21 protein-coding genes are annotated in these 20,073 nt (G+C 64.1%); 12 read left to right on the top strand and 9 right to left on the bottom strand.

The window, feature by feature from the left end; translation table 11 throughout:
• Nucleotides 1-84 precede the first annotated feature (84 nt).
• The 4 genes from cbbX to JQ635_RS10220 all read left to right on the top strand — a co-directional run bounded on the left by cbbX (nt 85) and on the right by JQ635_RS10220 (nt 4,257).
• A complete protein-coding gene (gene cbbX / locus JQ635_RS10205) occupies nt 85-1,020 on the top strand; it encodes a CbbX protein (RefSeq protein WP_211409722.1) in 936 nt (311 codons plus the stop codon).
• On the top strand, nt 1,017-1,754 hold the full coding sequence (gene rpe / locus JQ635_RS10210; protein WP_211409723.1) for a ribulose-phosphate 3-epimerase: 738 nt from the start codon (nt 1,017-1,019) through the stop codon (nt 1,752-1,754). The genes cbbX and rpe overlap by 4 nt, the downstream gene beginning before the upstream one ends.
• A gap of 492 nt (nt 1,755-2,246) precedes the next feature.
• On the top strand, nt 2,247-3,875 hold the full coding sequence (locus JQ635_RS10215) for a putative bifunctional diguanylate cyclase/phosphodiesterase (RefSeq protein ID WP_349631851.1): 1,629 nt from the start codon (nt 2,247-2,249) through the stop codon (nt 3,873-3,875).
• Between the two features lie 169 nt (nt 3,876-4,044).
• Nucleotides 4,045-4,257 carry a hypothetical protein gene (locus JQ635_RS10220; RefSeq protein ID WP_211409724.1) on the top strand — a complete coding sequence of 71 codons (213 nt, stop codon included), beginning with the start codon at nt 4,045-4,047 and terminating at the stop codon, nt 4,255-4,257.
• A 19-nt stretch (nt 4,258-4,276) separates the two neighbouring features.
• On the opposite strand, the gene JQ635_RS10225 is transcribed toward JQ635_RS10220, so the two are convergent.
• Entirely contained in the window at nt 4,277-5,113 is an 837-nt protein-coding gene (locus JQ635_RS10225; RefSeq protein ID WP_211409725.1) for a universal stress protein, read from the bottom strand.
• A gap of 207 nt (nt 5,114-5,320) precedes the next feature.
• Here JQ635_RS10225 and JQ635_RS10230 point away from each other — a divergent pair, with 207 nt between their 5' ends.
• Nucleotides 5,321-6,868 carry a Do family serine endopeptidase gene (locus JQ635_RS10230; protein WP_211409726.1) on the top strand — a complete coding sequence of 516 codons (1,548 nt, stop codon included), beginning with the start codon at nt 5,321-5,323 and terminating at the stop codon, nt 6,866-6,868.
• A gap of 239 nt (nt 6,869-7,107) precedes the next feature.
• The gene (locus JQ635_RS10235) at nt 7,108-7,470 is read left to right on the top strand and encodes a hypothetical protein (RefSeq protein ID WP_026312964.1); all 363 of its coding nucleotides are present in this window, start codon (nt 7,108-7,110) and stop codon (nt 7,468-7,470) included.
• Between the two features lie 13 nt (nt 7,471-7,483).
• Here JQ635_RS10235 and JQ635_RS10240 read toward each other — a convergent pair whose 3' ends face one another.
• Both JQ635_RS10240 and JQ635_RS10245 read right to left on the bottom strand, forming a co-directional pair.
• Complete coding sequence (locus JQ635_RS10240; RefSeq protein WP_211409727.1) at nt 7,484-7,747, bottom strand: DUF6496 domain-containing protein; 264 nt, start codon at nt 7,745-7,747, stop codon at nt 7,484-7,486.
• A gap of 68 nt (nt 7,748-7,815) precedes the next feature.
• Complete coding sequence (locus tag JQ635_RS10245) at nt 7,816-8,010, bottom strand: DUF3072 domain-containing protein (protein ID WP_211409728.1); 195 nt, start codon at nt 8,008-8,010, stop codon at nt 7,816-7,818.
• A 115-nt stretch (nt 8,011-8,125) separates the two neighbouring features.
• Between JQ635_RS10245 and JQ635_RS10250 the strand changes: the two genes are divergently transcribed.
• Together JQ635_RS10250 and JQ635_RS10255 are read left to right on the top strand one after the other, a co-directional pair.
• Complete coding sequence (locus JQ635_RS10250; RefSeq protein WP_211409867.1) at nt 8,126-8,347, top strand: hypothetical protein; 222 nt, start codon at nt 8,126-8,128, stop codon at nt 8,345-8,347.
• An 18-nt stretch (nt 8,348-8,365) separates the two neighbouring features.
• Complete coding sequence (locus JQ635_RS10255) at nt 8,366-8,545, top strand: hypothetical protein (RefSeq protein ID WP_211409729.1); 180 nt, start codon at nt 8,366-8,368, stop codon at nt 8,543-8,545.
• 218 nt (nt 8,546-8,763) lie between these two features.
• On the opposite strand, the gene JQ635_RS10260 is transcribed toward JQ635_RS10255, so the two are convergent.
• The gene (locus JQ635_RS10260) at nt 8,764-8,991 is read right to left on the bottom strand and encodes a hypothetical protein (protein ID WP_211409730.1); all 228 of its coding nucleotides are present in this window, start codon (nt 8,989-8,991) and stop codon (nt 8,764-8,766) included.
• A gap of 94 nt (nt 8,992-9,085) precedes the next feature.
• Nucleotides 9,086-9,355, bottom strand: coding sequence for a hypothetical protein (locus JQ635_RS10265; RefSeq protein WP_211409731.1), 270 nt, complete (start codon nt 9,353-9,355; stop codon nt 9,086-9,088).
• Nucleotides 9,356-9,411: 56 nt separating this feature from the next.
• On the opposite strand from JQ635_RS10265, the gene JQ635_RS10270 reads away from it, so the two are divergent.
• A complete protein-coding gene (locus tag JQ635_RS10270; RefSeq protein WP_246583414.1) occupies nt 9,412-9,717 on the top strand; it encodes a hypothetical protein in 306 nt (101 codons plus the stop codon).
• Here JQ635_RS10270 and JQ635_RS10275 read toward each other — a convergent pair.
• The 3 genes from JQ635_RS10275 to JQ635_RS10285 all read right to left on the bottom strand — a co-directional run bounded on the left by JQ635_RS10275 (nt 9,714) and on the right by JQ635_RS10285 (nt 18,332).
• Nucleotides 9,714-11,204, bottom strand: coding sequence for an HWE histidine kinase domain-containing protein (locus tag JQ635_RS10275; RefSeq protein WP_211409732.1), 1,491 nt, complete (start codon nt 11,202-11,204; stop codon nt 9,714-9,716). The genes JQ635_RS10270 and JQ635_RS10275 overlap by 4 nt on opposite strands.
• 13 nt (nt 11,205-11,217) lie before the next feature.
• Complete coding sequence (locus tag JQ635_RS10280; protein WP_211409733.1) at nt 11,218-17,514, bottom strand: HAMP domain-containing protein; 6,297 nt, start codon at nt 17,512-17,514, stop codon at nt 11,218-11,220.
• A 308-nt stretch (nt 17,515-17,822) separates the two neighbouring features.
• A complete protein-coding gene (locus tag JQ635_RS10285; RefSeq protein WP_211409869.1) occupies nt 17,823-18,332 on the bottom strand; it encodes a DUF4142 domain-containing protein in 510 nt (169 codons plus the stop codon).
• A gap of 94 nt (nt 18,333-18,426) precedes the next feature.
• Here JQ635_RS10285 and JQ635_RS10290 point away from each other — a divergent pair, with 94 nt between their 5' ends.
• The 3 genes from JQ635_RS10290 to JQ635_RS10295 all read left to right on the top strand — a co-directional run bounded on the left by JQ635_RS10290 (nt 18,427) and on the right by JQ635_RS10295 (nt 19,158).
• Nucleotides 18,427-18,621, top strand: coding sequence for a hypothetical protein (locus JQ635_RS10290; protein ID WP_211409734.1), 195 nt, complete (start codon nt 18,427-18,429; stop codon nt 18,619-18,621).
• A 118-nt stretch (nt 18,622-18,739) separates the two neighbouring features.
• The gene (locus JQ635_RS39200) at nt 18,740-18,871 is read left to right on the top strand and encodes a hypothetical protein (RefSeq protein WP_283826467.1); all 132 of its coding nucleotides are present in this window, start codon (nt 18,740-18,742) and stop codon (nt 18,869-18,871) included.
• Nucleotides 18,872-18,951: 80 nt separating this feature from the next.
• Complete coding sequence (locus JQ635_RS10295; protein ID WP_211409735.1) at nt 18,952-19,158, top strand: hypothetical protein; 207 nt, start codon at nt 18,952-18,954, stop codon at nt 19,156-19,158.
• A 224-nt stretch (nt 19,159-19,382) separates the two neighbouring features.
• Here the strand turns inward: JQ635_RS10295 and JQ635_RS10300 are convergent, their stop codons facing one another.
• On the bottom strand, nt 19,383-19,631 hold the full coding sequence (locus JQ635_RS10300; protein ID WP_211409736.1) for a hypothetical protein: 249 nt from the start codon (nt 19,629-19,631) through the stop codon (nt 19,383-19,385).
• Nucleotides 19,632-20,073 lie beyond the last annotated feature (442 nt).

Raw genomic sequence — 20,073 nt, forward strand, 5'->3', positions numbered from 1 at the left:
CGCGCGGAGCTCTCCCTGCTCCGTATCCTTGGCGGACCACTGCTTCGCCGCTCCCCGCGGCGAAGCTCTTTCTTCGAGGTGCCGATGCTCGATGTCCCCCATGCCACGACGACCGAACGGAGCGAGACCCAATTCGATCTCCGCAAGGAGGCTGAAGCGGCCGGGATCACCGATACGCTGCAACAACTCGACCAGGAGCTGATCGGGCTCAAACCGGTGAAGAATCGCGTGCGCCAGATCGCCTCGCTGCTGCTGATCGAGCGCATCCGGCAGCGCGCAGGTCTTGCCGCCGCGCCACCGACGCTGCACATGTCGTTCACGGGAAACCCCGGGACCGGGAAGACTACCGTAGCGCTCCGCATGGCCAAGATTCTGCACGGGCTCGGGTTCGTGCGGCGCGGGCAGGTGATCTCGGTGACGCGCGACGATCTCGTTGGCCAGTATATTGGCCACACCGCGCCGAAGACGAAGGAGATCCTGAAGAAGGCGATGGGCGGCGTGCTGTTCATCGACGAGGCCTATTATCTGCATCGTCCCGACAACGAGCGCGACTACGGCCAGGAATCGATCGAGATCCTGCTCCAGGTGATGGAAAACCAGCGCGAGGACCTCGTCGTGATCCTCGCCGGCTATGGCGAACGGATGACGAGCTTCTTCGCCTCCAATCCCGGCTTCCGCTCGCGCATCGCGCACCACATCGAATTTCCTGATTATGCAGAGGCCGAGCTGCTCGTCATTGCCGAGCTGATGCTGAAGGAGCGCGGCTATCGATTCTCGGCAGCGGCACGCGAGGCGTTCGAGAAATACATCGCCTTGCGCCGGACCCAGCCGTTCTTCTCCAACGCCCGCTCGATCCGCAACGCGGTGGATCGCATCCGTCTGCGGCAGGCCGATCGCCTGGTGTCCGATCTCAACCGGATGCTCGATGTCGCCGACCTCGAAACCATCGATCCGGCGGATGTCCTTGCAAGCCGCGTCTTTAGCGGTGGTCCGGTTACGGAAAGGAGCCTGAAGGCATGACCAGCGAGATCCTTATTGCGCCCTCGATCCTGGCCGCAGACTTCGCGCGTCTCGGCGAGGAGATCGCGGCCATCGATGCGGCCGGCGCCGACTGGATCCATTGCGACGTGATGGACGGACATTTCGTCCCGAACATCAGCTTTGGTGCCGACGTCATCAAGGCGATCCGGCCGGTGACGAAGAAGGTCTTCGACGTGCATCTGATGATCGCGCCGGTCGATCCCTATCTCGAGGCGTTCGCGAAGGCCGGGGCGGATGTCATCACAGTCCATGCCGAGGCGGGCGCTCATCTCGACCGCTCGCTCCAGGCGATCCGCGCGCTCGGCAAGAAGGCCGGCGTCAGCCTCTGCCCCTCGACACCCGAGAGCACGATCGAATATGTGCTCGATCGTCTCGATCTCGTGCTGGTGATGACGGTCAATCCGGGTTTCGGCGGCCAGGCCTTCCTCGAATCTCAGCTCGAAAAGATCCGGCGCATTCGAGGCATGATCGGCGACCGGCCGATCCGGCTCGAGGTCGATGGCGGCATTACGCGAGACAATGCGGCAGCGGTTGCCGCCGCCGGCGTCGATACGCTGGTGGCGGGCTCCGCCGTCTTTCGCGGCAAGAGCAGTGCCGACTATGCCGCCAATATCGCTGCCATTCGCATCGCCGCCGAAGCCGGCCGGGTTCCCAAGCTGCAACATAGTTCCGCGCAGCCGATGCGCGTGGGCGAAGGAGGTCGCGTCCGGTAGACTACGGGAGGCACAAGCATCGAAAGCTTCGCCGTTCCGGTTGTCCCAAGGCGTGGCACTTTGCTCCGGGCTTCTACGGGGATGCTGGACAAAACCGATTGGCTCTTTCAGGTCGGGGTAACCAACGTGCCTGAGGCGAAAATTCGATTAACGCCCGAGCAACGCTAAGCGTCGCAAGCTGCCGCCTAGAAATGCGAGAGTGCGCGGGGATGTGGATCGAGGACATTCGCAAACATGGGGCCTGCGCGCAGCGCGGAGCGACGGCGTGAGCATGCATCGCCTGTTCGCCGAGCAGCTTCGCTGCGCCACAGACGCAAGCGGACGAGTCGACGTGGTCAAGCTCGGCGAGCTCGTCAGCGCGGCCTATGCGGCAAGCGAGCGCGACCGCCAGCGAATGGTCGACGCACGCGCGCACACGCACAATGAGGTCGAGCAAGATCTGCTGCGGACCCAGGAGTTCCTCGATACTATCGTCGAAAACATCCCGATCGCGTGTTCGCGAAATGCGCGAAGGATTCGCGCTACATCCTGCTCAACCGCGCCGGCGAGAGCTATTATGGCATGCCGCGCGAACAGATGCTCGGCCGGACACCCGACGAGATCTTTCCGGCCGACGTCGCCCGCATCGTCAACGAGCAGGATCGTCGAGTCGTTGCCAGCGGCCTGCCGATGTTCCTCGAGGAGCACCTGCTCGAAATAGGCGTCAAGGGTCACGACCGCGTCGTCAATTCACGTAAAATGCTGATCACGAATGGCGCCGGCGATCCGCAATATCTGGTTGGCGTGATCGAGGACGTCACCGAGCGCGTCACCACCCGGGAACGCATCAGCCATCTCGCATATCACGACGCGCTGACCGACCTGCCGAACCGCAGCGCCTTCAACGCGGCGCTGGACGAACGGCTGGAGCGGGCGCAGGAGGCCTCGACCAGTTTTGCGGTGCTCAGCCTCGATCTCGACCGCTTCAAGGAGGTCAACGACGTCTTCGGACACCCGGTCGGGGACATGCTGATGCGGGCGGCGTCCGATCGTCTTGCCGCGGAAGCCGATGGCGCCTTCGTCGCCCGCATCGGCGGCGACGAGTTCATGATCCTGATGCCGGACAACGTCCGCCGTGAGGACGTGCTGACGCTCGCCGAGCGGCTGGTGGAGGTGATCGGCAAGGAACTCGAGATCGACGACTATCTCTCCCATGTGGGCGTCAGCGTCGGCGTCGCCGTCTATCCCGATGACGGCGTGGATGCCGCGACACTGCTGGCCAATGCCGATTCCGCGCTCTATCGCGCCAAGCGCGTGGGGCGGGGCAGGGTTTGCTTCTTCGAATCCGAGATGGACCAGGAACTGCGCGACCGCAGGCTGTTGCAGCACGATCTGCGGCAGGCGCTGGAGCAGAACCAGTTCCTGGTCTACTTCCAGCCGCAGGCGCGGATGGAGGGCGAGGTCATCGGCTTCGAGGCGCTGCTGCGCTGGAATCACCCGACGCGGGGCTTCGTGCCGCCGGACGAGTTCATTCCTCTTGCCGAGGAGAACGGGCTGATCGTCGAGATCGGCGAATGGGTGCTGCGCGAGGCCTGCCGCGAGGCGGCGTCCTGGCCGCGGCCGTTACAGGTTGCGGTCAATTTGTCGCCGGTCCAGTTCCAGGCCGGTGACCTCGAACGCTCGATCGACCAGATCCTGCTGGAGACGGGGCTTTCACCGACGCGGCTCGAGGTCGAGATCACCGAGGGCGTACTGATCGGAGATTTCACCCGCGCGCTCAACCTGCTGCGGCGGCTGAAGGCGCTCGGCATCCGTATCGCGATGGACGATTTCGGCACCGGGTACTCCTCGCTGTCCTATCTGCAGTCGTTTCCGTTCGACAAGATCAAGATCGACCGCAGCTTCATCTCCAATCTCGAGGCGACGCCGCAATCGGCAGAGATCGTCCGCGCGGTCCTGAGCCTTGCGCATGCGCTGAAGATTCCGGTCGTCGCCGAAGGGGTGGAGACGGAAGCGCAGCGTGCATTCCTGGCGCGCGAGGCCTGCGAGGAGATGCAGGGCTACCTCGTCGGCCGGCCCGAGCTGATCGAGCGCTATCTCGACCTGGTGGGCGTGACCGTGGAGCGCCGCCTCTATGCCTAGCGCATGGGACGGGAGTTCCACGCCGACGTTTGGAACTAAAATTCTTACCCGAGCTTCTCGAAATTAACTGAGTTCAGGCGCGTTGTGCACGCAGCAAATGTTTTGCATAAACGCCATCGGCCTGACGTAAATTAGGGCAATAAGCCCAGTGAATGCGAGGGAGGGTCTCATGGAGAACGTACGTCGCTACCGGGCGCTGGCGTCCCTCTGTCGTCAGCAGGCCGCCTACAGGCCGCTTCAAAACTGGGAGCTGCTCGGTCAGGCCGAACATTTCGAACATCTCGCGGAAGTCGAGCTCAAGGCGCATTTCGACGCGTGCAATGCGCAACGCGACGAGGACGCCATTGTCGCCAAAGCATGGGAGACCCCCGCCGCGGCGTGAGAGCGTTGGGCCGCCTTCGCTAATGCGACATCAGCGTCGGGATCGTCATGGCCTCCAGCATGGCGCGGGTAACGCCACCGAGAAAGCGTTCCTGTAATCGCGAATGGCCGTAGCCGCCCATGACCAGGAGGTCGAGGTTCTCGTCGGCCGCCAGCGACAGGATGGTCGGCTGAATGTCGGATCGGGCGGCTGACAGGCCGACGGTGCGGGTCGACAGGCCCCGCCGGCCGAGATGCCTTGCCAGATTGCTTGCCGATACTTCGCCCGGGACCGCGTCGGCCTCGTTGATCGTGATGATCACGATCCCTTCGGCGCGCGCCAGGAATGGCGCTGCGTCGCGCATCGCGCGGGCGGCGACGCGGCTGCCGTCCCAGCAGATGCCGATCCGCCTCGCCTTGAAGGCGCCACGGAAGGTGTACGGCAGGAACAGTACCGGGCCGCCGGCCTGGAACAGGATTTCGCCGGGCACGTCGTTGTCGAATGAACCCTGCGCCGGATCGGGCTGGAGCACGATGCTGAGATCGTGCAGCCGCGCCATCGCGCCGAGCGAGCCGGCTGCATCGGCAGGGATCGCGCCGAGCGGGTGACAGGTGTAGGAAATGCTGGCGTTCGCCGCTTCGCTTTTGAACACCTCGAGCGCAGCCTCGGCCCGTTCCACCGCGCGCTCGCGTTCCAGCTCGAATACGGCCGCCATGGCGGCACCGCCGTCCATGACGTAGGCTGCGCTGCTCGCGACATAGCCGACCGCGACCGCGTCGAGATGGGCGTTGAGATGCGCCGCGAGCGAGATCGAGCCGTCGATCACGGCACGCATCGGCCGCTCGGTCGGGATGTGGACGAGAATGTCTTTGTACATGGCGCGCCTCCGATCGACATCGTTGATAGAAGCAGTCTTCCACTGCGCCGAGGGGCAGCCTTGAGCTGCATCAAATGTGCAGCCCCGATCTTGGACGGCCGGCCGCAGCACCTTTGCCAAGATTTAATCGCGTGGACGGAACGCCGTAAGGTAGCGACGGCCATGTTGGGTGCAAGGCGACACCTGACCCAACATGGACATTTCGACATGAACGATCGCGTCAATTCCGACACTACCACGTCCCGGAAGATCCTGAGGCCGCGCCGGCTTGCGCTGCTCGGCACCGTGGCCGCGCTTGGCGTGGCCGTGCTGGCCGGCTCTCCCGGCTCCTCGCAGTTCGGCATGACCTCCTTCGTCACGCCCGCGCAGGCCGCGGAAACCGCCGCCACGCCGCCGGGCTTCGCCGACCTCGTCGCCAAGGTCAAGCCCGCCGTGATCTCGGTGCGGGTCAAGATCGACCGCGACAACGACAAGAATGCGATGCTGCAACAGAACCGGATGGATTCGGACGAGGACTCGCCGTTCGACCAGTTCTCGCGGCAGTTCGGCTTCCGCGGCCCGGGCGGCATGAACGGCATGCCGCGCCAGCGTCACCAGATGGTCACCGGCGAAGGCTCCGGCTTCTTCATCTCCGCCGACGGTTACGCCGTGACCAACAACCACGTCGTCGATCACGCCGAGTCCGTGCAAGTCACCATGGACGACGGCACGACCTACACCGCGAAGGTGGTCGGCACCGATCCGAAGACCGATCTCGCGCTGATCAAGGTCGACGGCAAGAAGGACTTTCCCTTCGTCAAATTCGCCGACCAGAAGCCGCGGATCGGCGACTGGGTGGTGGCGGTCGGCAATCCCTTCGGCCTCGGCGGCACCGTGACCGCCGGCATCGTCTCGGCCAGCGGCCGCGACATCGGCAACGGGCCCTACGACGATTTCATCCAGATCGATGCGCCCATCAACAAGGGCAATTCCGGCGGCCCGGCCTTCGACATGAACGGCAACGTGATCGGCGTGAACACGGCGATCTTCTCGCCGTCGGGCGGCTCGGTCGGCATCGGCTTCGACATCCCGGCGACGACCGCAAAGCTCGTGGTCGCGCAGTTAAAGGACAAGGGTGCCGTGACCCGCGGTTGGCTCGGTGTGCAGGTGCAGCCGGTGACCGCCGACATCGCCGATAGTCTCGGCCTGAAGGAGGCGCGCGGCGCGATCGTCGATAATCCGCAGGACGGCAGCCCGGCGGCGAAGGCCGGCATCGAGGCGGGTGACGTCATCACCGCCGTCAACGGCACCGCGATCAAGGACTCCCGCGATCTTGCCCGCACCATCGCGACGCTGGCACCGGGCACGTCCGTGAAGCTCGATGTCTTCCACAAGGGCGGAAGCAAGACGTTGACGCTCACACTCGGCGAGCTGCCGAACGAGCGGCAGGCGCAGGGCAACGGTAAAGCCGATGAGGGCAAAGTGCAGCCGGACAAGGGCACACCGCGGCTCGGGCTTAGCCTCGCGCCGGCCGGCGAGGTGCAGGGCGCCGGCCAGAAGGGCGTCGTCGTCACCGAGGTCGATCCGCAAGGGCCGGCAGCGCAGCGCGGCATCCAGACCGGCGACGTCATCCTCAATGTCGGCGGCAAGCCCGTCGCCAATGTCGGCGATGTCCGCGCCGAATTGGCGCAGGCGAAATCGTCCGGCAAGAACAGCGTGCTGCTTCAGGTCAAGGGCGCGGAGGCGACCCGGTTCGTCGCGGTGCCGCTCGCGTAAGTCCCTCGCTTTGAACGGCAATTCAAAAAGGCGGCCCGCGGGCCGCCTTTTTTCGTGCCGGCGTGAAGATACCCACAGGCCGACGATAACATTCTCGTTAACGGCAGCATTGATGACGGGTTAGTCCGAAAAAGCCGCGTTCGCTCGTCAGACTTGAGTCCATATTACCCGCAGGGGTGGAACTCCGAACGTCCGGCTGCCTTGGAACCGGCCGGTGTTCGCATTTGATCGGTGCCGACATGGATCGATTGAAGCTCTCGCTGAGACGTGCGCTGCTCGTGGCGCCGCTCGTGCTCTCGGCCGGAAGCGCCCTCGGGCGCGACGACGGCCGCTACGCGGATTCACCGCTCAAGCCCTGGTTCGACAGTCTGCGCAGCCATCTCGGCCCGTGCTGCTCGGATGCCGATGGATTTGCCGTCTCGGATCCCGATTGGGAATCGCACGACGGTCATTATCGCGTGCGTCTCGACGGTCAATGGGTGGATGTGCCGGATGAAGCCGTCATCACCGAACCGAACCGGGCGGGGCGCACCATGGTCTGGCCGGTGAAGACGGCGTTCGGGATTTCGATCCGGTGCTTCATGCCGGGCAGCATGATCTGACGGGGTGTCAGCGTCACCGCTTGCTGGATTTGCGCTTCGACGATTTTTTTGCCGCTCTCTTGGCCGCCTTCCGCTTTGAGGCTTTCTTCGGCACCTTCTTGCCCTTCGCGCGCGCCTCCGACAGGGCGATCGCGATGGCCTGCTTGCGGCTCTTCACGCGCCCACCACGACCGCCGGGGCCACTTCTTGCGGTGCCCTTCTTATAACGTCGCATCTCGCGCTCGACATCGCTGCCGACGCTGCGCGAATAGCGGCGCTTTGTTGCCTTGCGTGCCATCAACTCTCTCCCTTGGCTCAGGGAAAGAACCTTACTGCGGACTCAACGTTCCAGCCGCGCGGCGGGTCTCAGAACGAGTTCGCCAGCTCGATCTCGGCTTCCAGCACCTGGATGCGGCGCGCGGCTTCGCTGAAGGATAGAGCCCGATCGTATTGCGCGGGCTGATAGGCCTCCTCGCTCAGCCGCTTCAACTTCAGGCCTTGCGCCCGCGTCATCTGCTCGCTGAGGAAAACCCGGGCGTCGTATTTACCTTGAACCTGCATCTGGCCGCTCCATTCTGAATTCGTGACTTGACTATATGTTCTTATTTTGTTCTAACAAGCCATGGACAACAGAATTAATGAAATTAGACGTAAAATCAGTGCCTTGAGGCTTAAGATGGCCGACGTCGAGGCATCTGTGCGCGACCTCGTCAACCGCGATCGCGATTGCACGGAAGAGGCTCTGGCGCAGATGGATCTGCGCCAGAGAGTCAATTTGCTGATCGGCGAATGGAAGGCGGCCGGCGGTGGCGATGTCCTGCCGGATGTCCGCGATCGTGTACGACTTCGTCTGCTGAAGAAAGCCGCAGATCCCGTGCGGACGATCGCGCACCGCTGAAAGCTTTGGGAGCGCGTCATGGAGGAAGACCCGGACACGTACCGGATCCTGAGACTGCGCGCCGAGATTCTCGAACTGGGCTCCGCGATCCGGCAATTGCAGCGGGAGGGGCTCGACGACGCCGCGGCCCAGCTCCTGATTGCGCGCAAGCGGGCGCAGCTCGACCATCTCGTGAAGATGAATTCTGCGAGCTGCTGACTGAACGTCGCCGATATGCAGCGTGACTAAAGCATGATCCGGAAAGTGCGAAGCGGTTTTCCGAAAAGATCATGCTCAAACAATAACCTAAAGCGCGATGGCGATTCATCCTGATCCCATCGCGCTTTAGCGCGTGCGATGTGGCGTCGGAGGGATCGCATCGAATGCCAAAGCGAGAAGGCCCCGCACTTGCGGGACCTTCGATGAGCAGCCGAGCCTTACTTGGCGGTGCTTGTGCCCTTGGTCATCGTGCCGCCCTGATCGGAGCCAGGGCCGGAGCCGCCCTGGCCGGAGGCATCGGGACTCTTGGTTTTCGTGTTGGCGCCGGTCGTCTGCGAGGTCGAGGATTCATGTTTCGCCTTGTGCGATTTGGCCTGTGCGGCAAACGGGGCAGCGGCGAGGCCGGTTGCCACCATCATGGCGAGAGCGAGCTTGGTTGTCTTCATGCGCGGGAACTCCCTGGGTTAAATTGACGCAGGCAGCCAACTGCCGTTCGTCGCAGGAGTTCCCGACAAAGTAATCCGCGCGTTTCACGCCGCTTCAAAATTCCTTGTCCTCGTCGATGATGAACACGACGCCGGTGAGCGTCGCGCCGATCGCGAACGTCGTCACCAATGTGAGGGCGAAGACCAGAATCGCTTGGCTTCCGCCGTGATTGAGCAGATTGGCGACCGCCGGATTGGACAGGGTGAGCGCGAGGCCGAATGCGAGCCCGAGTGCTGCGCCCATCATCGCATGCGTCACGAGCTTGATGACGCCAGTGGGAGAGATCAGGCTCGGTGGCTTCTTGGGTGTCTTGTTCGCACGCATGGAACCGACCCTCGATTGCACATGCAACGCGCGCAATGATCGCGGGTTCCATTTGCATGAAGGAATTGTCATCGGCCGCTTCATCCGGCGTTCATGCCGGGCTTGCGAGGATGAAGGCCATCAACACGGGAACCTTCACCATGGGTAAGGTCGTCTATCTCTATCGCTCGCTGGCCTATCGGAATGCGGCTGCGGACATGTTGCGCAAGGCGCGCAAGCTGCCGCACGGCGCGGAGCGAAGCGCCGCCCGCCGCTATGCGAAGGCGCTGCGCGATCTCGCACAAACGGAAGCCTGGCTCGAAGGGCGCGTCGCCGTCGAACCCCGGTCGATCCTGCGCACGAAAGTCGCCGCGTCCGGTTAACCCGACGCGCGCTGCAGCTCGGGAGAGGTGTCGGCGTCGAACTTGCCCTGCGCTGCGGAGGCAGGGGTCTTGCGGGTCAGCGGCACGTCCAGGCGGCACAACAGTCCCTCGGCCCGCCAATCGAATTGCGCCCGTCCGCCGAGCTGGGACTCGACGCTCGCAAGCAGGCTTCGGGTACCGAAACCGCGAGACTTCGGCGTCCTCACGAGCGGACCGCCGGATTCCTCCCAGGTCAGGGCGAGGTGGTCTTCCTCGACCTGCCAGCCGATCAAGAGTCGGCCCGATCGCGTCGAGAGCGCGCCATATTTTGCGGAGTTGGTGAAAAGCTCGTGCAGCGCCAGCGCCAGCGTCTGGGCGGTTGTCGGCAGCAACTGAACCTCCGGGCCCGCGAGCTTGATCTGGTCGCCGAGCGAATAGGGTGCAAGCTCCTCGTCGATCAGCTTGGAAAGCTCGGCGCCCTGCCAGCTCGACAGCGACAGGATCGTGTGCACGCGCGCCAGCGCATTGATGCGCCCCTCGACGGCGTTGACATAGGCCTTGACCTCGTCGGCACGGGTGAGACGCACGATCGATTGCGCCAGCGCCAGCGCATTCTTGGCGCGATGATCGACTTCCCGCGCCAGCAGGTTTTGCCGCTCCTCGGCGCGCTTGCGCTCGGTAATGTCAACGGTGACGCCGCTCACGCGCACCACGCGGCCGGCCTGGTCCACCGTCGCGGCCGCTGTGCCGACGCACCAGCGCACCTCACCGTCGGGCCGCCTGACTCGAAATTCCCCTTCATAGGCGCGTGCCCCGCCATTGAACGCGGCAATCGCCTCGCCGAACCGGTCGACGTCATCGGGGTGCAGCAGCGCCTGGATGTTCGCCGAGGTGACGTTGAAGGTCTCCGGCGTCACGCCGAAGATGCGGTACTGGCCTTCGTCCCACATCCAGTCGCCATTGATCCAGTCCCAGTCCCAGGATCCCATCTTGCCGGCGGCAATCGCCATGCTGCGGCGCTGCTCGCTCTCGCGCAGCTTGGCGGTGGAGTTCTCCAGTTCCGCCGTGCGGGCGCGGACCCGGTCCTCGAGTTCCTGGTTCAGCCGTTCGAGCTCGCGGGTCTTGCGATAGAGCTCGGAAAACACCTTGATCTTGGCGCGCAGCACCTCCGGCACCACGGGCACCGGCACGTAGTCGACCGCGCCCATCTCGTAGCCGCGCAACCGGTCGATGTCGCTCACTTGAATGGCCGAGATGAAGATCATCGCGGTCTTCTGGAAGCGCGGATGTTCCCGGATCATCGCCGCCAGCTCGAAGCCGTCGAGCTCGGGCATGCAGACGTCGACCAGGATCACCGCGATCTCGGTCTTGAGCAGCACCTCCAGCGCCTCGCGCCCCGACGAGGCGATCACGAGGTTCTCGCCGAGATCCTTCAGGATCACCTCGTAGGCGAGCAGCTTGGCCGGCTGGTCATCGACGAGGAGGATATTGACCTTTTCGTGGTCCATTCGCGGATCCAGCTCAGCGGTGCAGCCACATGCGGATCGCAAGCAGCAATTGATCGGTGTTGACGGGTTTTGCGAGGTAGTCGGAAGCTCCAGCTTCCAGGCATTTCTCGCGGTCGCCTTTCATCGCCTTGGCGGTCAGTGCGATGATCGGAAGGCGGGCGAAGGCCGGGTTCTCGCGGATCACGCCGATGGTCTGATAGCCATCCATCTGCGGCATCATGATGTCCATCAGCACGATGGCGATTTCCGGATTGGATTCGACCAGTGTCACGGCTTCGCTGCCGGTGGTCGCTGTCAGCACCTTCATGCCGCGCCGTTCCAGCACGCTCGACAGCGCAAAGATGTTCCGAGCGTCGTCGTCGACGAGCAGCGCGGTCTTGCCGATCAGGTCCTCGTCGGAACTGTTCAGCTTCTCCAGCATGCGCTGCTTCTCGACCGGCAGTTCCGTGATCACGCGATGCAGGAACAGCGCGGTCTCGTCGAGCAGACGTTCCGGCGATTCCACGCCCTTGACCACGATGCTGCGCGCCATGGTGTGCAGCTCGGCATCTTCCTCCGCCGAAAGCTCGCGGCCGGTGAAGACCACCACCGGAACATTCGAGAGCGCCTCGTCGTTGCGGATCTGGTCCAGCACCTCGAAGCCGCTCATGTCCGGCAGGCGGAGGTCGAGCACCACGCAATCGCAGGGCGCCTCGCGGAGCATCGAGAGTGCGCCGGCGCCGGTGTCGGTTGCCACGATCTCGATGTCGTCGTGGTGCAACAGCTCGCGGATCGAGAGCTGCTCGGCCTCGTTGTCCTCGACGATCAGGAGCCGCTTGCGCCGCGGACGCGCATATTCCTTGATCTGCGTCAGCGCCGCCGCGACGCCCTCGGTCGTCGTCGGCTTGTTGACGAAGGAGAAGGCGCCGCGCGCCAGCGCATGCTGGCGGTCCTCGTCGAGCGTGATGATCTGCACGGGGATGTGGCGGGTCAGCGGATTGTGCTTGAGCTGGCTCAGCACCGTCCAGCCGAGCATGTCGGGCAGGAACACGTCGAGCGAGACTGCGCGCGGCTGGTACTGCTTGGCAAGCTCCAGTGCCTCCGCACCGCGCGCGGCGACCAGCACCTTGAAGCCCTTGTCGCGCGCGAGGTCGACCAGCACCCGCGCATAATGCGGGTCGTCCTCGACGATCAAGAGGATGCTGTCGCCGGGCTCGAGGTTGAGACGGTCGTCGGGCAGTTGCTCGATGACGCGCTGCTGCTCCGGCGCGGCCGGCTGCAGCGCCGGCGGCTGGCTGTATTGCTGCGGCGCCGGAGCGGCACGCGGCGCCAGCGTCGGTCCGGAATATTTCAGCGGCAGATAGAGTGTGAAGGTCGAGCCCTTGCCCGGCGCGCTGCGCAGATGGATTTCGCCGCCGAGCAGGCTCGCCAGCTCGCGGCTGATGGCAAGGCCAAGGCCGGTGCCGCCATATTTGCGGCTGGTGCCGGCGTCGGCCTGCTGGAACGCCTCGAAGATCAGCTTCTGCTTCTCCGGGGGAATGCCGATGCCGGTATCCGACACCTCGAACGCGATCACGGCCGGCGCGGAGTTCAGCACCGGGTGATCCGTTCCCCAGCCACCGAGGGCGGCCTCGACCTTCAGGCGCACCTCGCCTTCGGCGGTGAACTTGAAGGCGTTGGAGAGCAGGTTCTTCAGGACCTGCTGCAGGCGCTTGGAGTCGGTGACGATGCTGCGCGCGAGGTTCGGATCGACGTCGATCTTGAACGAGAGGCCGCGGTTCTCCGCCTCGTGCCGGAACGGCCGGCCGACGGTCTCGAGCAGGTTCGCGGTCAAGATCTCCTCGGCATCGACCGTCACCGTGCCGGACTCGATCTTGGAAAGATCGAGGATGTCGCTGATGAGGTTGAGCAGGTCGGTGCCGGCGCCGTGGATGGTGCGGGCGAACTCGACCTGCTTGGCCGTGAGGTTGCCGTCCGGATTGTCCGTGAGCTGCTGGCCGAGGATCAGGATGGAGTTCAGCGGCGTGCGCAGCTCGTGGCTCATATTGGCGAGGAATTCGGACTTGTACTTCGATGTCAGCGCGAGCTCGGTCGCCTTTTCCTCGAGCGCGCGGCGGGCCTGCTCGATTTCCTGGTTCTTGCGCTCGACCTCGACGTTGCGCTCGGCGAGCTGCTGCGCCTTCTGCTCGAGCTGCTCGTTGGTCTGCTGCAATTCGCGCTGCTGGGTCTGAAGCTCGCCGGCGAGCTGCTGCGACTGCTTGAGCAGGCCTTCGGTCTGCATCGTCGCCTCGATCGAGTTGAGCACGATGCCGATGGAGTCGGTGAGCTGCTCCAGGAACGTCATTTGCGAGGTCGTGAAGGAGGTGAGCGAGGCGAGCTCGATCACGGCCTTGACCTGGCCTTCGAACAGAACCGGCAGCACGACGAGGTTCTTCGGGGCGACGCGGAACAGTGCGGAATTGATCGGCACCACGTCGGTCGGAATGTTCGCGACGACCCGCGGCCGCCTGTCGAGTGCGCACTGGCCGATCAGGCCCTCGCCGAATTGCAGCACGCGTTGATAGGGATAGACGCCGTCGCCGGCGTAGGAGGCGAGCAGCAGGAGCTGCGGATTGTCCTCGCTCTCGATCTGGTAGATCACGCCAGTGTGGGCGTTCACCAGGGGCGACAGCTCGGTCAGCAGCAGCCGGCCGACGGTGGTGAGGTCGCGCTGGCCCTGCAGCATGTTGGTGAATTTCGCGAGATTGGTCTTCAGCCAGTCCTGCTCGGTGTTCACATCCGTCGTGAGACGGAGGTTCGTGATCATCGTGTTGATGTTGTCTTTCAATTCCGCGACTTCGCCGCGGGCATCGACCTGGATCGATCGCGTCAGGTCACCCTTGGTAACGGCGGTCGCGACTTCCGCGATCGCGCGGACCTGCGAGGTGAGGTTCGCGGCCAAAAGATTGACGTTGCCGGTGAGGTCCTTCCAGGTGCCGGCAGCGCCCGGCACGTCGGCCTGGCCACCGAGGCGGCCTTCGACGCCGACTTCGCGCGCCACCGAGGTCACCTGATCGGCGAAGGTTGCGAGCGTCTCGGTCATGTTGTTGATGGTGTCGGCGAGCGCTGCGACCTCGCCCTTCGATTTCACCGTGAGGTTCTGCTTGAGGTCGCCGTTGGCGACCGCCGTCACCACCTTGACGATGCCGCGGACCTGCTCGGTCAGGTTCGCCGCCATGACGTTGACGGTGTCGGTGAGGTCCTTCCAGGTGCCGGCGACGCCGGGCACCTGAGCCTGGCCGCCGAGCTCGCCCTCGGTGCCAACTTCACGGGCCACGCGCGTGACTTCGCCGGCGAAGGCGTTGAGCTGGTCCACCATGGTATTGATGGTGTTCTTCAGCTCGAGGATTTCACCCTTCACGTCCACGGTGATCTTGCGGGACAAGTCGCCGCGCGCCACGGCGGTGGTCACTTCGGCGATGTTGCGGACCTGGGTGGTAAGGTTCGCAGCGAGCAGGTTGACGTTGTCGGTGAGATCCTTCCAGGTGCCGCCGACGCCCGGCACGACGGCCTGGCCGCCGAGCCGGCCCTCGGTGCCGACCTCGCGCGCGACGCGCGTCACTTCGGCGGCGAAGGAGCGCAGCTGCTCGACCATGGTGTTCAGCGTATCCTTCAGCAGCAGGATTTCGCCGCGCACGTCCACGGTGATCTTCTTCGAGAGGTCGCCGCCGGCGATGGCAGTTGCGACCTCAGCGATGTTGCGGACCTGCGCCGTCAGGTTCGAGGCCATGAAGTTGACGTTGTCGGTGAGGTCCTTCCAAGTGCCGGCGACGCCGGGCACTTCGGCCTGGCCGCCGAGCTTGCCTTCGGTGCCGACCTCGCGCGCGACGCGGGTGACTTCACCGGCGAAACCGTTGAGCTGGTCCACCATGGTGTTGATGGTGTTCTTGAGCTCGAGGATCTCGCCCTTCACGTCCACGGTGATCTTGCGGGACAAGTCGCCGCGCGCCACGGCGGTGGTCACTTCGGCGATGTTGCGGACCTGCGCGGTGAGGTTGCCCGCCATCGAGTTCACGCTGTCGGTGAGATCCTTCCAGGTGCCGGCGACGCCGGGCACGTTGGCCTGGCCGCCGAGGCGGCCTTCGGTGCCGACTTCGCGCGCCACGCGCGTCACCTCGCCCGCGAAACGGTTGAGCTGGTCGACCATCGTGTTCAGCGTGTCCTTGAGCTGAAGGATCTCGCCGCGGACGTCCACCGTGATCTTGCGCGACAGGTCGCCGCCGGCGATCGCGGTTGCAACCTCGGCGATGTTGCGGACCTGGGCGGTGAGGTTGCCCGCCATCGAGTTGACGTTGTCGGTGAGGTCTTTCCAGGTGCCGGCGACGCCCGTCACCTGGGCCTGGCCGCCGAGCTTGCCTTCGGTGCCGACCTCGCGCGCAACGCGCGTGACTTCGCCGGCGAAGGCGTTGAGCTGGTCGACCATGGTGTTGAGCGTTTCCTTCAGCTGAAGGATTTCGCCCGACACGTTGACGGTGATCTTCTTCGACAGGTCGCCCTTGGCAACGGCGGTCGCGACTTCGGCGATGTTGCGGACCTGGCCGGTCAGGTTGGAGGCCATCGAGTTGACGGAGTCCGTCAGATCCTTCCAGGTGCCGGCGACGCCGCGCACCTGGGCCTGGCCGCCGAGCTTTCCTTCTGTGCCGACCTCGCGCGCCACCCGCGTCACTTCGCCGGCGAAGGCGTTGAGCTGGTCTACCATGGTGTTGATGGTGTCCTTCAGCTCCAGGATCTCGCCGCGCACGTCCACGGTGATCTTCTTCGACAAGTCGCCGCCGGCGACCGCGGTCGTCACCTCGGCGATGTTGCGGACCTGCGCGGTCAGGTTCGACGCCATCGAGTTGACGCTTTCCGTGAGATCCTTCCAGGTGCCGGCGACGCCGAGCACGTTGGCCTGGCCACCCAGCCGGCCTTCGGTACCAACCTCGCGCGCGACGCGCGTGACTTCGCCGGCGAAGGCATTGAGCTGATCCACCATGGTGTTGAGCGTTTCCTTCAGCTGAAGGATCTCGCCCGACACGTTCACGGTGATCTTCTTCGACAGGTCGCCGCCGGCGATGGCGGTCGCGACGTCGGCGATGTTGCGGACCTGCGCGGTCAGGTTCGACGCCATGAAGTTGACGTTGTCGGTGAGGTCCTTCCAGGTGCCGGCCACGCCGGGCACCTGGGCCTGGCCGCCGAGCTTGCCTTCGGTGCCGACTTCGCGCGCGACGCGCGTCACCTCCGAGGCGAAGGAGTTGAGCTGGTCCACCATGGTGTTGATGGTGTCCTTCAGCTCCAGGATCTCGCCGCGCACGTCCACCGTGATCTTGCGCGAGAGGTCGCCGCGCGCCACGGCCGTGGTGACGTTGGCGATGTTGCGGACCTGTGCGGTGAGGTTGCCGCACATCGCGTTCACGGAGTCGGTGAGGTCTTTCCAGGTGCCGGCGACACCGGGCACGATCGCTTGGCCGCCGAGCTTGCCGTCGGTGCCGACCTCGCGCGCGACGCGCGTCACTTCGGAGGCGAAGGAGCGGAGCTGGTCCACCATCGTGTTGATGGCTTCCTTGAGCTGAAGGATCTCGCCGCGGACGTCGACCGTGATCTTCTTGGACAAGTCGCCGTTGGCGACCGCGATCGTGACCTCGGCGATGTTGCGAACCTGGTTGGTCAGGTTGTTCGCCATCGAGTTGACGCTCTCGGTCAGATCCTTCCAGACACCGGTCACCTCCGGCACCTGGGCCTGGCCGCCGAGCTTGCCTTCGGTGCCGACCTCGCGGGCCACGCGCGTCACCTCGGAGGTGAACACGCCGAGCTGCTTGATCATGGTGTTGACGATGTTCGCCGACTGCAAGAACTCGCCGCGGAGCGGACGGCCGTCGACGTCGAGCTTGACGGTCTGCAGCAGGTCGCCTTGCGCCACCGCGGCGACGGCGCGCGTCACCTCGCGCGTCGGCCACAACAGATCGTCGATCAGCGTGTTGACGGAGCCTTCCATGTCCGCCCAGGAGCCGGAGGCGAGGCCGAACTTCACGCGCTGCCGGGTCTTGCCCTCGCGCCCCACCACCTGGCCGACCAATTCGAGCTGCTGCGCCATGCGCTGGTTGGCAGCGATGATTTCGTTAAAAGTGTCGGCAATCTTGCCGTCGATGCCGAGATAGTCGCCGCTCATGCGCACTGAGAAATCGCCGCTGCGCATCGCCTGTAGCGCGAGCAGCAATTCCGGCCGGGAATCCGGATCCGACATTCCGTTGGTTTTGGGTTTCGGGACGCGACGACCGGAGCGTGATGCAGTTCCGGGATCGAGGTCGCTCATACTTGATTCCCCCGCAGGCGCTGGCCGAATCTAAGGCGAGACGCAATTGATCAAAATAGAGCGTCAGCCAAATTCGAAATCAAGCGCCAAGGTTGCGGCGCGAGGAAATGGAACCTGCTTTGCTCAGCCCGGTTAAAGCAACGGTGAAGGCTGCCGATGGTTCCATGGGGTTTCAGAAAGATTTTGGGCACCGGCTTTCGACCATTTCGATGCTCGCGGACCTACGGTTCTCAGGAAGGGCCAATGGGTCCGGCGGCAGCGGCACGTCGATCTCGGGCGGCAAGGACGTCAACGGGGATGCGGGGCGGCTACTTGTCCGCCATGGTGCGCTCGGCGTCCTTGACCTGCGAGCGGAGCGTCGGCAGCTGTTCGCGCGCGAACGCTGCAAGCGCCGCATTGTCGGGGGCTTTCAGATAGTGTTCGAGCAGGGCGATGGTGGACTCATATTCGGGGATCTGCGCGGCATAGAAAGTCCGGACGTAAGCCGGTCCGTCCGAGCTGTCGGGCTCGGCGAGACCCGCACTCGCCGCCGTCTTGCCGATGCGCGGCTCGGCGCCGATCGCCTCCTGAATATCCTTCAGGGTCTTGTCGCGTTTCGCAGCTTCTTCGGCACGCAAGGCGGCAAGGTTTTTCACCTCCGCATTGCCCTTCAGATCGGTGCTCTCCAGAAGGCCGTGCTGGAAGCGGCTGAACGCGTAGAGGCCGCTGATGACGTCGATGGCCGTCGGCGCGCGGTTATCAGGTCTTTGCTCGCCGGTGCTGTCGCCCAGCGCTGCGCTGCCAATGAACACCAGGATGATCGCGACAAGAACTCGCATTGATGACAATGACCGATGTCGTGCGAAGTTCCCGCCCGTTAAGATCCGGCAAGGACGGTTGCGATGCAGGAGTTCCGTCCCCACGTCTTCCCCCATGAAACAGTCCGACATTTTCAGGGATAACGCCGAGAACTGCCTGCAGCTCGCCGAGCGCGCGGAAGGGCAACCCTCCTACAGGCGCTATTCGCGCATGGCGGATGCCTGGACGGCGCTCGCGAGGGAGCAGGACTGGCTCGATGGCGAAGTCCCGCCCGTGACGGTCGGCATCCCCCAAGACCGGGAGGCATAGGCGGCTCTCGTCTTCGTGAATCCGCGTGTGAGGCGACGCACGGAACGCTTGCGGCCAATCCAGGATCATCCGGGAACAGTCGATCGCGTGGATTTTGATTCCAGAAGGAGTTTTTGCAATGGCTCCACGTCTTGCCCTTCTTTCACTCATTCTCGCCTTTGGCATCTCGGTCGCGTTCGCGACGGTGACGACGGTACGGCAGGTGCATCTCGAGAAGGCGTCGGCTGCGGTTCATGCCGCGCATGGCTAGCGTTGCCGCTCGCATCCGGAACATTCGGCGCTGACATGCGTAGCCGCTTCGATACATCGAGAGAGAAGCGAGAGCATAACATGGCCCATTCCGACCACGGCATCGTCAAGGACAAGCGCGCGGAGGAGCAGCCGCGCGACAAGCAGCGCGCTCAGACAGTGCACAAGGCGAACCCGAAGGGCTCACCGTCGCGTGAGGCGACGCGCGATCCTGACCTTACCGATAAGAACAAGACGCCGGGCTCCGGCGTGATGCCGGACGATTCCGGTGACGCGCCAACCGGGTAGAGCATGATCTGGACCCGGAGGGCCGCGTTAGCGCAAAGCGTGAAGCGGTCTTCCGGAAGGATCATGCTCAAACGCTAGAGGGTTCTCGCAGGGAACGAATCCGCGCGCGAAGAGTCGACGGATTGCTTCCGGTTGGCATGCCCCCGGTGCACCGGAAGCAATCTCCAAGGACGGCCCTGGCACCCACCGTGCCGGGGTCGTTTGCTTGTGACGAGAGCTTTGGATCAGTCCTCGCTGCCGTTATCGGGATCCGACGACGTGTGTCCCTCGGGACCGCGGCCGAACACGCCGAAGTCGCTTGACTTGACCCCGGCCTTTGCATCGACGCCCGCTGCCGTCAGCCCGAACTTGAGCAGTTCGCGCACCGCCGCTGCGCGGGTCGGCATGCGGTGCTTGAACCGGAAATCATCAACCGCGGCCAGCTCGTCGGGTGAGAGCATGACCTGAAGGCGCTCTGCGCGAAGGTCATTCATGGTTGATCACGCAAAATGAGTAAGTTTAGTAGTCTGCTCAACCAACGAACTTGGCGGGAGTTCCACAAGAATCGGCGAAAACGCCAAGTGAGTAGAAACATCAAGTAAAATCAATAAGTTATATTGAAACGAGTCTCGTGCTGGCGCATTCTCCTGCAAAGGGAGATTGGCCATGACGGATGAGGTCAGGTTACCCCGCAAGCTTTCCGACGAGCCAGAAGCACCCAAGCCGGTGCGGCCGAGTCACCAGAAGGTCATCGATCAAGTCGAGCGCTGGGCCAACAGCCGGGCCTGCAACCTCCGAGGACGGACGATGCGAAGGCAGTCTGAACCCCACACATTCGAACAACGTCTCGACGCGCAGAGGCTGCGGCTCGAGCACGAGCTTGCAAGTCTGCCGCTCGGCATTCAGCGGGATTCCGTTGCCGCACGCATCGAACAG

Source organism: Bradyrhizobium iriomotense (genome assembly GCF_018130765.1).
Classification (GTDB): Bacteria; Pseudomonadota; Alphaproteobacteria; order Rhizobiales; family Xanthobacteraceae; genus Bradyrhizobium; species Bradyrhizobium iriomotense_A.